The 14,935-nt window shown below is 66.9% G+C and carries 11 protein-coding genes; all 11 read right to left on the bottom strand.

Annotated features, from left to right (window positions below):
- Entirely contained in the window at positions 1-654 is a 654-nt protein-coding gene (locus TVB01_RS11385) for a hypothetical protein (protein WP_422456021.1), read from the bottom strand.
- Positions 651-1,370 (bottom strand): hypothetical protein, encoded by a 720-nt coding sequence (locus TVB01_RS11390; protein ID WP_422456022.1) that lies wholly within the window; start codon positions 1,368-1,370, stop codon positions 651-653. Before TVB01_RS11390 ends, TVB01_RS11385 begins: the two co-directional genes overlap by 4 nt.
- A complete protein-coding gene (locus tag TVB01_RS11395; RefSeq protein WP_422456023.1) occupies positions 1,367-3,361 on the bottom strand; it encodes a glycosyltransferase in 1,995 nt (664 codons plus the stop codon). The genes TVB01_RS11390 and TVB01_RS11395 overlap by 4 nt, the downstream gene beginning before the upstream one ends.
- Complete coding sequence (locus TVB01_RS11400) at positions 3,358-5,505, bottom strand: glycosyltransferase family protein (RefSeq protein ID WP_422456024.1); 2,148 nt, start codon at positions 5,503-5,505, stop codon at positions 3,358-3,360. Before TVB01_RS11400 ends, TVB01_RS11395 begins: the two co-directional genes overlap by 4 nt.
- Positions 5,502-7,034 (bottom strand): oligosaccharide flippase family protein, encoded by a 1,533-nt coding sequence (locus TVB01_RS11405; RefSeq protein WP_422456025.1) that lies wholly within the window; start codon positions 7,032-7,034, stop codon positions 5,502-5,504. The genes TVB01_RS11400 and TVB01_RS11405 overlap by 4 nt, the downstream gene beginning before the upstream one ends.
- On the bottom strand, positions 7,031-8,158 hold the full coding sequence (locus tag TVB01_RS11410; protein WP_422456026.1) for a DegT/DnrJ/EryC1/StrS family aminotransferase: 1,128 nt from the start codon (positions 8,156-8,158) through the stop codon (positions 7,031-7,033). Before TVB01_RS11410 ends, TVB01_RS11405 begins: the two co-directional genes overlap by 4 nt.
- Positions 8,155-8,856 (bottom strand): acetyltransferase, encoded by a 702-nt coding sequence (locus TVB01_RS11415; protein WP_422456027.1) that lies wholly within the window; start codon positions 8,854-8,856, stop codon positions 8,155-8,157. Before TVB01_RS11415 ends, TVB01_RS11410 begins: the two co-directional genes overlap by 4 nt.
- The gene (locus tag TVB01_RS11420; RefSeq protein WP_422456028.1) at positions 8,853-9,995 is read right to left on the bottom strand and encodes a DegT/DnrJ/EryC1/StrS family aminotransferase; all 1,143 of its coding nucleotides are present in this window, start codon (positions 9,993-9,995) and stop codon (positions 8,853-8,855) included. Before TVB01_RS11420 ends, TVB01_RS11415 begins: the two co-directional genes overlap by 4 nt.
- Complete coding sequence (locus TVB01_RS11425) at positions 9,992-10,996, bottom strand: NAD-dependent epimerase/dehydratase family protein (RefSeq protein WP_422456030.1); 1,005 nt, start codon at positions 10,994-10,996, stop codon at positions 9,992-9,994. Before TVB01_RS11425 ends, TVB01_RS11420 begins: the two co-directional genes overlap by 4 nt.
- Entirely contained in the window at positions 10,993-12,081 is a 1,089-nt protein-coding gene (locus tag TVB01_RS11430) for a Gfo/Idh/MocA family protein (protein ID WP_422456031.1), read from the bottom strand. Before TVB01_RS11430 ends, TVB01_RS11425 begins: the two co-directional genes overlap by 4 nt.
- A 162-nt stretch (positions 12,082-12,243) precedes the next feature.
- Complete coding sequence (locus TVB01_RS11435; protein WP_422456032.1) at positions 12,244-14,925, bottom strand: LuxR C-terminal-related transcriptional regulator; 2,682 nt, start codon at positions 14,923-14,925, stop codon at positions 12,244-12,246.
- Positions 14,926-14,935: the final 10 nt, after the last annotated feature.

Below are 14,935 nucleotides of genomic sequence, written 5' to 3' on the forward strand. Positions count from 1 at the left end.
CTACCGCCTTCCCCGGCGTGCGGCGGCAGCATCGACTGCCACCGCGGCGACGCAGGAGAGCGCGAACCCGTTGATGCCGAGGGCAACCAGTGCTTTTGCCTGCCCCAGGCGCGTGGCCCCGAAGGAGGTGATGATCAGTTCTTCCGGGGCCCGTTCAACGGTGATGAGGGATGCAGGGTCGGCGCCCGCCTCGATCTGGAGATCCCTGCTGACGGCACGAACCTCGGCAAGCACTTCTTCCATGCCTTCGCTGACCTGTTCCAGGGAAGGGCCCGCGACCTGCACGGACAAGACCGGCCGGCTGAAGGAGGACACCCACTGCCCGCCGGTGTCCAGGATGTTGATCGATGTGCCTTCACGGATGCCGGTGCCGAACAGTGAGGCGGTCGGCGAAGCGAGCTTGGCGGACGGGCTTCCGGCCAGGACCTTGCGTTCGACGATCGCGGTGAAATCGATGAGGGTCTGTGATTCGGTTTCCGTGAGGTGGCGGCTCTCCCCTGGCAGCCCGGGTGCCAGGAACACCAGGTCGGATTGGGCGGCATACACGGTTTGTGACTGGCTCAAGATCCAGAACGCCAGGACGCTGCACAGGATCCCGGCGAGCAGGACGTACCAGCGGCGGAGCAGGATCTCGATGAGGCGGGATGCGGTCACCGAACCGGGACATCTTTCTTTGGAGCAGGCTGCAACACGGTCCCCGGACGTTTGCCGCTGCGCGCCGGTGTTTCCCGCCCGGACCCGTTCCGAACTGCGGCGGCCGATGCCCGGCGTTCACGCCGTTGCAGCAAAAGCCCGTCCAGCAGGGCCGTGACCATAAAGGTCCCTGAAAGACCGATGAGCCCGGCCACACCAACTACCTGCAGCGTCTGCTTGATGTTGAGCGTCGCTTCGGTGTCGACAACCACGGACATCATGTCGATCCGCTGTTCCTGGGAGACGGCCAATTCATCCTGCATGTGCTCCAGCGTGGCCGGCAGCGTCTGCATTGCTTCCTCCAGCAGCTCCAGGGATTCGGCCTCCGTGTCCGCTGTGCTCTGGACCACGACGATGGATCCGCTCGTGGTCCGGTCAGCTTCCACGGTGTAGGTCGCGGACCCGAAGTCGTCCAGCACACGGTCACGCACGCTGGGCGAGTTGGCTTGCCGGACCAGGACGTCGAGCGCCTCACTCATCCCTCCCAGCAGCAGGTACGGGTTTCCGTCCTCGCCCACGTTGGCCGTCGGCGGCATGAGCACCATGCTGCCGCGAGCGTCGTAGGACGGCGGCACCAGGTAATTCGCTGCCGCGCACATCGCTCCTGTGACTGCCAGCCCGAAGAGGACCAGGTACCAGCGGCGGGCGAGCACCCGCAGGCTTTGTGGCATCGTCATGCTCTTCCCCTCGCCGCCGCGGCCTTCAAGGCACCGATGTGTTCCTTGACCCGGTCGATTCCGTCTTTGCCTGCCAGCTTCAGCAGGACGTTCCTGGCCGCGGTCCGCAGCCCGGAACGTACCGCGCGGCGTGGAGTTCCCAGCAGCAGTTCATACCTGCGCTCGGCGGCCGAAGGTCGTTCCGCGCCGCTGAGCAGCCCCGGGAACAGTCCCCGGTAGTTGTCCGGCGCGACCCGAACCCCATGAATCCGGTTGCTGACGTTTCCGCCGTGAACCACCTGAAGCCAGCCCGGAGGCCCCTGGACTTCCCGCACCGGCATCGTGCGCCCGAGCATCGTGTGCCAGTCACTCCAGCAGGTGACGGCGTCGGCCCATGGTTCCACCACGGAGCAGAAGGCGTTCGTCCGGTCGGTCCGGGCGAATAGGCGCCGGCCGCTGAGGATCAGTCCGCGCGGCAGGTACAGGGCGCTCCGGCCACCGCGCGCCTGGGCTGCTGCCTGCTGCAGGCGCTCCACGAAATCTGCCGCCAGGCCGTCGTCGTTGTCCAGGTTGGTCGTCATCACTTCTGCAGCCGGCCCGGCAGCGAGCGACCGGAGGTCCGCAAGCAACTGACCGTTTTCGACCGAGGCCCGGAAGACGGGGGTAAACGCCCCGCCAGCTGACCATTCCCGAATCCGGTCCTTGAGCCAGCCCGGGCTTTCCGGATCGAAGTAGATCACCCAGCGGAATGCTGTCTGTGTTTGCGCTGCCACTGAGGGCAGGCAATAGCGTTCGAAGAGCTCCGCCCGTTCCCGGAGCCACCCATCGCGGGCGCGGACCAGGGATTCGGGGCCGGGAGTGGGGAGGTTGAACCTGGTGATCAGGAAGTGGTCGCCGTCCCACACCGGTGCCGGAGCATCGACTGCAGCCAGGAGCTGCCGCGCACGCGCATCCCAGGAATGCGCCCGGGCCACGTCCTGCCGTTCGGCAATCTGGTCCCGGGCGGGTGCTTCTTCAAGGACTCTCGTCACGGCGGCTACGAATCCTTCGGTGGTGCCCTCAGTGAGGACATGCCCGGTGTTCAACCAGCGGGCGGCCGGCAGGTCTGTGGCAACCACCGGCAGGCCCGCCGAGAGGTAGTCGAGGGTCTTCAGCGGGAAACTGGCACGGTTGAAGGGCGTATCGGCATAGGGAGTGATGCCGGCCGAAGCCGTGCTGAGCCGGTCCGGGACAGCTGCAGCCGGGATCTCGGGTTCCCAGTTCACGTTGTCCCCAGCCAGGATCGTGTCCAGCCTGGCGCTGACCGCCGGGTCGCGTTCGGTGCGCGGACCAATGACCTTCAGCTCGATCCCAGCGCTGGCCAGCGCCTCCAGGATGGAGAAGTCCAGACGCTCATTGAGCTGGCCCAGCAGCACCGCTGCTTTGCGGCGGCGGCCGTCCGGCGGAGCTGCAAGCGGCACGCACCCGTTGGGCAGGTGGAGAACCGGCACCCCGGGCTGCAGCTGCTGCAACCGTTCTGCCAGGTCCGGGGTGACAGCCGCTATCAGGTCCGCATCGCTGAGGTTCCGGCGCATGCAGCGGTCGATACGGGCGGCGGAGAACCCCATCAGTGGGGCTCCCGCCACCCAGTCATCTGTCACGAAGAAAACCTTCACACCGGGTATGCCGCTGGGAAACCGTGCGAGGGGTCCGGCAACAATGACGGCTGCGGGTGTCCTTCCTGCCCGCAGCCGGGACTTCAGGGCACGCTGCAGCAGTTTTTCCGCCACAGGTTTGACCACCGGCCGTGATGCACCCGGAGGAACCGGCACGATGATCCGGGTGATCCGGTGTGCCGCCCTCTCCGTGAAAGGCAGCAGTCCCCTGGCCCGCCCGCCGAACACCGGCGCCGGCGGATCCACCCACGTGACGTCCCGGTACTCGGCCAGGGCGTTCGCCAGCTGCTTCTCGGTACCGGCGATCTCATTCCACGGCGTTCCCGCTATCCAGACCAGAGGACCTGTGGCACTCATGAAAGGCTCCTTTCCGCCTGCGGAGCCAGCCGGCCGCCCCGCGGGGGGTTCCCGGCTCTCCTGCGGCCCGTACTGCCCAGCAGTACGTCGCCCCGGAGCGGATCGTGGGCAAGGAGGACCAGGCCGCTTCCCGCGCTCAATTCGTCCAGCAGCTGGTATCCGGCTGCGGTGGTTGTGGCTCGGATAATGACCAAAGCGCAGCCGCTGAGGTACTCCTCGGCTCCCGCAGCCGCCGCCGGGTCCGCCACGTAGGCAAGTACCCGGGCCCCGTGGGCAGCCGTCGGTTCACCGCCGCTTCCCGGAATCGTGGTCACCCGCGGCAGTGAGGGATTCAGGCTGAGTCCACGGTGGAGTGCCCGCAGTCCGCGGTCCCGGCCCGGTTCACCGTAGAGGACAGCACCGTCGAGCCCCTCACGCCTCACCACGTCCGTGATGGTCCTGGAAAAATCGTCGGTCAGCAGCTTCTGCTTCAGCGGCGAAAGCCCCAGCCGGATCTGCTTGGCGGCTCCGGTGCGCAGCCACCAGCGGATCCGGCGGCTTGCCCGCTCCCGGGCGCGGCGTACATCGCGCCGGACGTGGGCTGCCGGCGGCAGGCCTCCGTCACCCCGGGCTGCCGATGATGCCCCGGCGGAGCTGCGGGCCGTGTGCGGGAGCTGGCCGCAGGCCTGGAGGTGATCGTTCAGTTCGCGGAGCCAGTCTTCGTCCGAACGGAATGGAAGAGGACAGATCGAGGCACGGGCCGGGCCTTCAGCCGTCCCCAGCTCCAGGCTCCGCCGGATGCGGTCCAGTTCGCGGTGCCTCAAGCCCGGGAAGCGCAGCGCGGCAGCCGCAGCCTGGTCCCGTTCCCCGGCGCACAGCAGCGCGCGGATGTGGGTCGCCCACAGGACCGGGTCCGGATCAGGGGCGGACCGGTCCGTGAACGTGTCCACGAGTGCCTGGGTGGTCCAGTCCCTGGCAGCCTGCGCGTTGCCGGTTGACAGTTCGCAGAACGCCAGCCCGAGGACGGCTTCCGGAATGAAGTAGTAATTCAGGCATTTGAGGAACTCCTGCCGGGCACCGTCCGCGTCCCGGCACTTCAGCCGTTCCCATCCTCCGGCCAGCAGGCTGCGGTCCCGCCCGCCTGCGCGGAAGGGGTCCGGGTGCCGGCCGCCGGCCGGTGCCAGGAAAAGATTTCCTGCCGGCCCGGCCTGCACAATCTGTTCCCCGGCACCGCGCTGTTCCTGCAGGTCGAGCCATTCCCTGATCTGGCTCCGATGGGCCTGGGTATGCCTGGAGTGCACCAGGTCATGGCCGGCAGCAACCACCGCTTCCAGCCGTTCCGGATCCGCCAGCAGGGCATCGAGCTTGTCCGGGATCTCCGCAGGCTCGCCGAGGACACAGTTTTCCATGTCCACGAATCCAAATGCGGCGAGCGCGGGGGTGTCCTCCGCCACCAGGCAGGAACCCGCGGCCGGGATTTCCAAGTGCTTGCGCACCAGGTCGCGGGACATGCTTCCGCACGCCGGCACGAAGACGCTGGCGCTGAGAAGCCGCGCGTACTGCTCGCCGTGCACCGTCCGGCCGCCGCCCTTCCCCCATCCGTAGTGAGGCATGGTCATGGTGGCAAAGCTGCGGGAAAGCACCCGCCCGACGGCGTTGCGCCACGGATAGTGCCGCTCCTGGCTGCCGGTAAAGAGAACCGGAATGTTCTTCTCAACGGGGTAGCGCCGGAAGGTGGCGGGGTCGACGGCGTTTGGCCAGACAAAGAGCCGGTCCGCGATCTCGGGCGTGTACTCGGCCATGGCTACCGAGGTGGTGAAGAACTCCTCCACTCCCCAGCGGTCCATGTCCGAGAGAAAGACAGCGCGGGCAAGATCGTAGGCATCTGAATGCAGGAAACCCAGCTTCGGGATGTCCGGGCGGCTGCCGGTGTTCCTGATGTTCCGCTCCCCGGCATAGACACCGGATTCGAAAATGCTCAGGGCCGGCTGGAAGGAATCACACTCGGCGGCGTAGTCGCAGTCGCGGTCAATGACCTTGACCTCGAAAAAGTGCTGCAGAATCTGGACATGTTCGTCCAGGTGCCGGTTCAGGAACGCAGGAAGTCCCGGCTTGGCCCAGCGGAAAAAGAGCAGCCGCGGCCGGTCCTGGAAGGTGCTGGTCATACGGTCTCCTTGTGTCGCCGCAACCGTGCCAGCAGCGGGAGTTCGATTCGGTCGTAGGCGGCCAGCAGGCTGCCTGTCCGGCCGCGGGTCATGGCGGGCAGGCTTCGGCGGAGCATTGGTGCGCTGAGCAGCACGTAAGCCGCGCAGCCGGAGAACCCGCCCAGCAGCAGCCGGGACAGGTCGCTGTTCCCGGCCGCGGCTCCGCCCAGCGAGACCAGGGCCGCGGCCGCGGCTGCTGCCGCGGGAGCGGCCGCAGCCCGGCCCAGGAGCCGGGCTGCCCCGGGAACCGTGCCGCGGACAGCGCGCAGGTAAAGGGGGATGACGGCGAGCGCGATGACGCCGACGTGGACCCACGCGGCACCGGGCAGTCCGAAGGGTCCGAGGCTCAGTCCTACGGCAGGGATCAGGACGATCAGCCACACGGCTTGGACGCCGAACACGGAGCCGGCACGTCCCTGCCCCACCAGCAGGTTGGAGAGAAGCAGGGACACCGCGAAGATCCCGCCGTAGAGCGCCAGGACCTGCAGTACCGGTGCGGCAGCAACCCAGGGCTGCCCGTACAGGACAGCCACCAGCTCCCCGGCCAGGGCGATGGTCAGCGCGGTAATCGGGAACGCTATCAGCGCTACCAGCCGGGAGGTCTTCGCCAGGAAACCGTGCAGCTCGGCTGACCCGGCCCTCATCGCGGAAAAGGCAGGCATCGCCACGGAGTTGATGGTGGACTGCATGACGGACGTGGACCAGGACGCCACCGTGAACGCAAGCGTGTAGATGCCCAGCTCCACTGGTCCCAGGAACGCCCCGATAATGGCGTAGTCGGCGTTCAGCAGGCTGTAGCCCAGCAGGTTGGCTCCGGCCAGCGGCAGCCCGAAGCGCAGCACCGGGCCTGCCTCGGCCCGGCGCAGGCGGGGCCAGTAGGTACGGTCCACACTGAGCGCCATGACGAGGCCGCTGACCAGCTGGCTGACCACGCGCGACCAGGCGAAGGCCATGGCGCCGTCGCCGTTCAGCGCCAGCAGTATCAGCACCAGGTTGGTTGGCACAAACGCCACGGCCGAAGCGAGGAAGACCTTGCCCTGGCGGAACTCACGGACCAGCAAGGCTCCGGGAACCGTGAAGACTCCGCCCAGGACGACGGCGATCGCCAGGACCCGGATGGGTCCGGCGGCTTCCGGAGCACCGAGCAGCGCGGCGAGCGGGTCTGCGGCCAGTGCCATGCCCCCTGCCAGCAGCAAGGAACTGGCCAGGGCCAGCAGGGCCACCGTGGAAGCTACCCTTTCCGGGTCCAGATCGCGGCGGGCGATGCAGGAGGAGAGACCCAGTTCCCCGAAACTGGAAACGATGGCATGCACCACCAGCGCCGCGGCGAAGACCCCGAAGTCATGGGGCGTCACCAGCCGAACCACGACCACCATTACGGCGATCCCGGCCAGCTTCATCATGAGCGCATTCGCCCCGCTCCACAGTGCACCGCGGGCAGCCCGCGCCCCGATGTGCTGGAGACCTGAGGAAGCGGCCGGGTCTGTCACCGCAGCGTCTCCGCAAGGGTGGCAGCCACGTACTCCTGCTGGCCCCGTTCCAGGTGCGGGTAGATGGGCAGCGAGATCAACCGTGCAGCGGCGTCTTCGCTGACCGGGAAGTCGCCGGGACCGTAACCGAGGTGCGCGTACGCGGCGGTCAGGTGGACAGGCACCGGGTAGTGGATGGCGGCAGCGATGCCGGCACCGGTGAGGGCTTCCAGCACCCGGTTCCGCTCGGCCGCGGGCACCCGGACCGCATAAATATGCCAGACATCCGTGTTGCCTTCGGCAGTGGACGGGAGAACCAGTCCAGCTATCCCGGAAAGCAGTTCGGCATAGTAGGAAGCAGCCTCCCGGCGGCGTTCATTCCAGGCTTCGAGCCTGGCCAGCTTGGCACTGAGGACTACCGCCTGCACGGCATCCAGGCGGGAGTTCATTCCGGGGACCTCATGCAGGTACTTCACCGTGCTGCCGTGGTCTGCCAGGAGACGGACCCGTCCGGCAATGTCAGTGCTGGAGGTCAGGACCGCTCCGGCGTCACCTGCTGCACCCAGGTTCTTGCCCGGATAGAAGCTGGTCCCGGCGGCGTCCCCGAGGGTACCGGCACGGCGGCCAAACCGTTCGGCGCCTTGGGCTTGGGCGGCGTCTTCAATGATGACCGAGCCGAAGCGGCGGGCCGTTGCTTCGAGCTGCTCAACCGGGGCTGTCTGGCCGAACAGGTGCACGGGCATCAGTGCCTGGGTGTTTGGACCTGCCGCCTGCTGCACGCTCTGCGGATCGATCAAAAGGTGCTGCGGGTCCACGTCGGCCAGCACCGGGCGGCCGCCCGTGCGGGACACGGCTTCGGCGGTGGCAATGAACGTGTTGGCCGGCAGGATGACTTCCGCGCCGGGTTCCACGCCGCAGGCCCGCAGGGCCAGTTCCAGGGCGTCGGTGCCGTTCCCGACGCCGATGCAATGCCGGCTTCCCAGCCACTGTGCGTACGATTCTTCGAATTCGGCGACGTAGGTGCCGCCGATGAAAGCGGTCCGGGCGAAGACGTCCTTCAGGCCGGCCTGGATTTCCTCGTCGACTTCTGCGTGCTGGGCGGCCAGGTCCACAAGCGGTACCCGCAGGTCAGGGGTGGTTTTCATTCCGGATGAGTCCTGTCGTCGTCGGGCAAGCCGGCCATCACTGGGGAAAGGGTGTTCACCGGAGGTTGCAGTTTCCTGGCCGGAACCCCGGCCCAGGTTTGCCCCGCGGGGAGGTCTTGCAGCACCACAGCACCCATGCCGACCACGGCACCGGCTCCGATGTGCACACCCTGCCGGACGGTTGCGCCCATTCCGACGTAGGCGCCGGTGCCGACTCGAACGCTGCCTCCCAGACAGATTCCCGCAGTCAGGGTCGCGTAGTCCTCGATGACGTCATCGTGCGTGAGCGTGCAGTTCGGCATCACCGCAACGTGCCTGCCCACGGACACACTGGCTGTCAGGACCGTTCCGGCCAGCAGGATGCTGCCCGTTCCCACAGTGCAGCTCTCGGGAAGGTGCACCGCGGGGTCCACGAAGGTGGCGAACCGTTCCTCTCCGATTCCGGCGCGGTCCAGTGCCTCGGCGATCTGCCTCCGGGCCGCCCCGGAGCCTGCGCCGATGAGGAACCGGCAGCGCGGATAGTTGACGGCGTCGTCGATTCCGCCCAGTACCGGTACCCCTTCGACCAGGGTTCCGTGCAGGGCCTGATTGTCATCCAGGAACCCGTAGACCCGGTAATCTCCGGTCAGCCGGAGCGAGGCCAGGACTTCACGGGCCAGTCCTCCTGCGGCCAGGATCAGCAGCGCCGGCATGTTCATGGCTGCCGGCCAATGCCTGCGACGGTCTCGATGACCCGTGCCTGCTCTGACTCTGTCATCTCGTGGAACAGCGGCAGGATCAAGGTGTTGGCGCTAAGCCGTTCGGTGACTTCAAGGGAAGCGGTGCCGGTATCGCGCTCCCGGTAAGCCGGTTCCAGGTGGGAGGCCATGATGCCGCGGCGGGCCGAGATGCCCTCTGCTGCCAGGGCTTGGAGCACCCCGTTGCGGTCCGTGCCGAACTCCGGCAGGACCTCGATCCAGTACGACTGGAAGTTCGACTCTCCCCACGGCGGATCGGTGACCGCTCGCAGTCCCTCGATTTCAGCGAATGCCTTGGCATAACCGGCAGCCAGTTCGCGTCGCCTTCTCACCACTTCGTCGAGCCGGTCCAGCTGGACCAGCCCCAACGCCGCCTGAAGGTCCGTCATGCGGTAGTTGTAACCAACTTCCGTGTAGGACTCGGCGGGTGCCAGGATGCTGGCGCTGCGTTCGGCAGCGGAGAGGCTCATCGCATGTTCGCGAAGGGCCCGGGCGCGAGCCGCCCATTCAGGGCGCGAGGTGGTGACCATGCCGCCCTCGCCGGTAGTGAGTATTTTCCGCGGGTGGAATGACCAGGCGGCGATTTCGGCTCCCGCCCCGGCCGGTGCACCGGCGTAACGGGTTCCGGCGGCGCAGGCAGCGTCTTCCAGGACCGTGATGCCCAGCGGATCGCACAGTGCCCGCAGCGGGACAAGGTCTACCGGCATACCGCCCTGGTCAACCGCGATGACCGCACGTGTTGCCGGGGTAAGCGCAGCCCCGACTGTTTCCGCCGTCAGGTTCCCGGTCACCGGGTCCACATCGGCAAACACCGGCCGGGCGCCCACGTAGGTGGGTGCGTTGGCCGTGGCGATGAATGAAAAGGAGGGCACGACGACGTCGGCTCCGGGTCCAATGTCCGCCGACACCAGGGCCAGGTGGAGCGCCGCCGTGCAGCTGGACGCAGCCACTGCATAGCCCGCCTCCATCCGCGCCGCAAACGCTGCCTCGAACTGTGCGGTGCGTGGTCCCTGCGCGATCCAGCCGGAGGAAATGACCTCGCTGACCGCGGCGATTTCCTCCGGGCCGAGCCACGGTTTCATGACGTTGATTCTGGTCATGCTCCTGCGCTCCCCCGTCCGGCCGCGATCTCCGAGCGCAGCGGAAGCCACCACTCCACAAGCTCAGCCAGGCCCTTGGCCAGGGGCACTTCCGCTGTGAAACCGAGCTCGGCCTGCGCAGCCGTTGTGTCAGCCAGCCGCCTGCTGACCCCGTTGACCTCACGTTCAGGGCCGAACTCGACGTCGAGGTCCGAATGCATGACCTCCAGCAGCTGCCGGGCCAGCTGCAGCAGACTGGTTTCCGTTCCGCTGGCAACGTTGTAGATCGCTCCGGGGACGCTCTGCTGCGCGGCAAGCACGTTGGCACGCGCGATGTCGGTGGTGTAGACGAAGTCCATCGTCTGCGATCCGCTGCCGAAAATCAGGGGCGGCTTCCCGTCTGCGATCCGTTCCATCCACCGCACCAGGACCTCGGTATAGACCCCGTGGACGTCCATGCGCGGCCCGTAGACGTTGAAGTACCGCAACCCCGTGTACCGAAGTCCGTACATGGCCTGGAAACTGCGCAGCATGCCTTCGTTGAACGCCTTGGCAGCCCCGTAGAACGTGTCGTTGCTGTGCAGGTGATGGGTCTCGGGGGTGGGAAACTGCTCGGCGAGCCCGTAGACGGAGGCGCTGGAGGCTGCCACGACCCTTCCCACGTTGTGCGCAGCGGCTGCTTCGAGCACGTTGAAGGTTCCATCGGCCAGCACTTCAAGGGCCAGCCGGGGGTCTTCGGCGCACTGGGTAATACGGATGGCAGCCTGGTGGAAAACCAGATCCGCTCCGGCCGTGAGGTCGTGGACCAGGTCACGGTTGCGGATGTCTCCTTCATAGAGGCTGACCCGCGGATCTTCCAGGGCATCGGCAAGGTTGGCGCGGCGGCCGCGGACCAGGTTGTCCAGAACGCGCACCTCTCCGGCGCCTGCCGCCAGGAGCTGGTCAACGATGGCGGAGCCAATGGTTCCGGCACCGCCGGTAACGAGCGCTGCCGCGCCCTGCAGTGATGGGGACTGTGTCATGAGGCGGATTCCAGTTCGCGAGTGGGGAGGAGCGGGACGGGGGTACCGGCTTTCTGGCTCTGGGTAGCGGCTTCGAGCACCGATAGGACGCGGACGCCGGCTGCACCGCTGGTGAGGGAAGGCCTTCCGGTCCGGATGCTGGCTGCGAATTCCGTGACCATCGCTGCCAGTGCTTCGTGTTCGGGCAGGGCCGGCGACCAGGTGTCGCCCAGCCGGTAGGAGACGATCGACGCTGAACGTTCGTCCTCTCCCGTGTCACGGCTCAGGTTTACGCCGCGGTCATAAATGCTCAGCCTCTGCTGGGGGTTGAGGTCGTCCCAGACCAGGGTGCGGCGGCTGCCTCCGATGACCAGCTGCCGGATCTTGGTAGGGCTGAGCCAGTTCACATGGATGTGGGCCATGGCGCCGGTCTCGAGTTCCAGGACCAGGTGTCCCACGCAGGCGGTACCGGCGCCCACCGGATCGGACCCGTGCGCGGAGACCCGAGTCGGCTGCAGGCCGCCGGGGAGGATGAAGTCCAGGATGGAGAGGTCATGCGGTGCAAGGTCCCAGAAGACATCGACGTCGGGCTGGATCAGGCCCAAATTGATGCGCACCGAATCGATGAAGAGGATTTCGCCGAGTTCACCGGCAGCCACGAGTTCCCGGATTTTCAGTACGGCCGGGGTATAGCAGTATGTATGATCCGCCATCAGGATCAGTCCGGCGTCCCGGGCCATCTGCACCATCTGTTCACCGAGGACCAGGGAATCCGCCAGGGGCTTCTCCACCAGGACATGTTTGCCCGCGGTGAGTGCGGCGGCAGCGATCGGGTGGTGGGTGCGGGCCGGCGTGGCGATGGCCACGGCGTCGAGCTCCGGGTCCTGGAGAAGTTCCTCAACCGAGGAAAGCACCGGCACTCCGCCCACTGAGGCTGCCAGGCGCCCGGCCCGCTCGGTGTCGAGATCGCAGATGGCTGTGAGGCGCCAGTCCGTGCTGCCGTGGAAGTTCCGTGCCAGGTTAGGCCCCCAGTAGCCGGCCCCGATGACTGCGACGTTCAGGGGGGTTTCGGGCAGGGCCGAAGCAAGGGCGGGTGATGGGTGCACTTTTGAGACCAACTGTTCTGTCCGCAGCCATGGGGGCTGAGCTTGATACTGCGGATTACCCTACGAACAGCGGGTCACGGGTCGGATGAGTACCGTATACCGGTCGTCACTGGTTTCTACCCGGACGGATTCCTTCCGTACCGAGTAGAGACAATCGGTGCGCTACTCCCCCATCAGCTCGGCGGTCAATTCGTCACGCTTGCTGATGCCCAGCTTCTCGAAGATCCGGTAGATATGTCCCTCGACGGTCCGGACGGACAAGTACAGCCGCTCCGCGACTTCAGCGTTGCGGTAACCCTTGACGACCAAGGCCGCAACGTCCTTCTCCCGACGGGTGAGGACCGGCGGTCCCGAGGTACTGCGGCGGGAGGCAGTCGTGCCGGTTCCCTTGCCGATGGTCCGCTGGACCCTCTGCACCTGGGTGCGGTCCCCACTGGTCTTTGCCAGCCTCAGTGCTTCCTGGAGCGCCAGCGGCCGCAGCCCCTCACTGTCGGCGTCGACGGGCTCCGAGGCGATATGCAGCAGGGCTGTAACATCCTGGTCCAGGACAGCCCTGGAGAAGACACTCATGGCACGTCCGCGTGGCCCTTGGACGTCTTCGCTCAACTTCAGGAGGCGGTTCATGTTCGTGGAATCGCCGAGATTCATGCTCAGCGCCCGCAGCTCGAATTCGGCCGCCACGAGTCCTTGCTCTTCGGCCTGCGCCGCCGCCTGGCGGAGATCCTCGAGAAAGGCGGGATCATTCGTCCGGGCGTATTCCGCGGCAAGGCGGTTGCCTGCCGCGATGACGCGCGTCGTCAGCGTCCCGCGGGGTGTCAGCTCTCCGGCGTCGGCCAGGAGTTCGTCTGCCCGTCCGGTATCGCCCTGCCGTGCGGAGATCTGCGCGGCAATCGCAAGGGCCAGGGGAAGGCTTCCCTCAGGATCGTGTGCCCGCAGGCCCTCAATGGCCGCCGCAAGCTTGGGCAGGGCCGCACGCAGGTCGCCCCGGCGCAGCTCCATTACGGCAAGGCACAGGTCCACAGAGCCCCCGATCCGGATGAAGCTCCGCGAGGAGGCGACAAGATCCTGGTGCACTGAGTTCTGCGCTTCCTCCCAGTAACCGGCCCAGAGCAGGGCTGAGAGATGGCGGTGCAGGACAAACTGGTAGTAGGCCAGGAAACGGTGGTCGTTTCGCAGCACGATCCCCAGTGCTTCACGGGTGAAGTTGACCGCCGTTTCCGCCCGCCCGGTACAGGTGTGGATGTCACCGAGCAGGGCCGAGGCAACCAATACCGCTTCCAGGTCGCCTGCTGCACGCGCCTCCGTCAGCAGGTCCGCCAGCTGGGCGGCGGTGGTGCGGTAACTCCCCCCTGCAACGTCGATGAGCGCCCCAAGCAGCGCTGCGCCACGCCGGGAGGACGCGACGTCGGACATCATTTCGGCGTTTGCCCGGCCGTCGGCGACCGCGCTGGCTTCGATGCGGTCGATGGCAGCCTCCCAGGCGCTGCGGGCGCCGTGGAGTTCCTCGGCGTTGGGCTCCCCGTGCTGTCTTAGCTGCACCTCCAGCAGGGTTCCCAGTTTGGCGGTCGTGAGGTCCGAGCAAGCATGGACCGTGCCGGCGACGAGCTCCCGGGCTGCTCCGTGATTACCGCTTTGGTAGTGTGCCCGGGCTATCTGGACACTGGCGGCCGGCAGCAGCTGGGGATCCTGGATCTCCCGGGCCGCGCGCAGGGCAAAGTTGCTGTCGAAGAAATTATTGGCCATGAAGGCTGCCCGGAGCAGCTGGTCGTCGGGAACCTTTGCGCCGCAGTCCAGGGACCAGGCAACGCTGCGCAGCAGCCCGTCCATGGAATCGGTGTGCTCCGGCAGGACCTCAAGCACTCGCTGCCGCAGACGCGCGCTGCGCGCCGCAGGAACCATGTGCCTCACCAGCTCCCCGTACAGCGGGTGCCTGGGACGCAGCAACCGGGGTCCTTCGTGTTCTACGCTGACCAGGTTCGAGGCCGTCAGGGAGTCCACGGACCGGTGCAGCCCCAACTGGAAAGCCACCCCGACGGGCACCGGTTCCGCCAGCGCAATAATCTCCATGGCTTCACGCTCTTCGTTCGAAAGCCCGGAGAGCTGGGCCTTGAGAAGGTCCCCGAGGCGGCCCTGGGGCGGGCGGACGTTTTCTCCCAGCAGCCACACGCCGTGGCGGGACACCAGGTTCCCGGTCCGCTGTGTTTCGGCGATCAAAGCCAGGACAAACATCGGATTTCCACCGCTTTTCCGGGCCAGCTCGGCACTCGTGGTGCTGAGGACCGGCCCGCCAAGGACCTGGCTGCACAGTTCGTGGACCTGGACGTCGGTGAGGGGCAGCAGGTGGTGCCGCGAAATCACTCCGCTCCAGACCAGTGCGGGTATCCCGGCCGGGATGTCCGTGATGCTCCGGGTAAGCAGCAGCATACGCACGGTGCCGGAGACCATGAGCTGTGAGAGGAGGTCGGCACTTGCCTCATCCAGTGCGTGGGCGTCATCCACCACCACCAGCGGCTGCACCCGCCCTTCGCGGTCTGCGGGCCGCAGGCGTTCAAGCAGGGCCCGCATCACGGCAAGTGGCGAATCCGTGTCATGGGCCGATAGGACCGGAAGCAGGGGTGCCAGCGCCCCGAAAGGGATTCCGGTCAAGGCCGAGCTGGCATGAACCCGGTGCACAGGCACTTCCCTGCCCAGCCTCGCAGCCACGACGTTGGCCAGTGCGCTCTTGCCCAGCCCTGCTTCAGCCACGATCAAAGCACCACGCAGCTCGGCCGAGCGCAGGCTGTCCAGGACTGCCCCGACTTCCTCGTCCCGGCCAACCAATTGCTGCGAAGTAAAACCTTGCATTATTCCCCCC

Source organism: Arthrobacter sp. 7Tela_A1 (assembly GCF_049311065.1).
GTDB lineage: Bacteria > Actinomycetota > Actinomycetes > Actinomycetales > Micrococcaceae > Arthrobacter_B.

What these genes read in the sequence shown, in the direction of transcription:
- TVB01_RS11390 (WP_422456022.1), bottom strand. Translation starts at nt 1,370, where the DNA reads ATGACGATGCCACAAAGCCTGCGGGTGCTCGCCCGCCGCTGGTACCTG.
- TVB01_RS11395 (WP_422456023.1), bottom strand. Translation starts at nt 3,361, where the DNA reads ATGAGTGCCACAGGTCCTCTGGTCTGGATAGCGGGAACGCCGTGGAAT.
- TVB01_RS11400 (WP_422456024.1), bottom strand. Translation starts at nt 5,505, where the DNA reads ATGACCAGCACCTTCCAGGACCGGCCGCGGCTGCTCTTTTTCCGCTGG.
- TVB01_RS11410 (WP_422456026.1), bottom strand. Translation starts at nt 8,158, where the DNA reads ATGAAAACCACCCCTGACCTGCGGGTACCGCTTGTGGACCTGGCCGCC.
- TVB01_RS11415 (WP_422456027.1), bottom strand. Translation starts at nt 8,856, where the DNA reads ATGAACATGCCGGCGCTGCTGATCCTGGCCGCAGGAGGACTGGCCCGT.
- TVB01_RS11420 (WP_422456028.1), bottom strand. Translation starts at nt 9,995, where the DNA reads ATGACCAGAATCAACGTCATGAAACCGTGGCTCGGCCCGGAGGAAATC.
- TVB01_RS11425 (WP_422456030.1), bottom strand. Translation starts at nt 10,996, where the DNA reads ATGACACAGTCCCCATCACTGCAGGGCGCGGCAGCGCTCGTTACCGGC.
- TVB01_RS11435 (WP_422456032.1), bottom strand. Translation starts at nt 14,925, where the DNA reads ATGCAAGGTTTTACTTCGCAGCAATTGGTTGGCCGGGACGAGGAAGTC.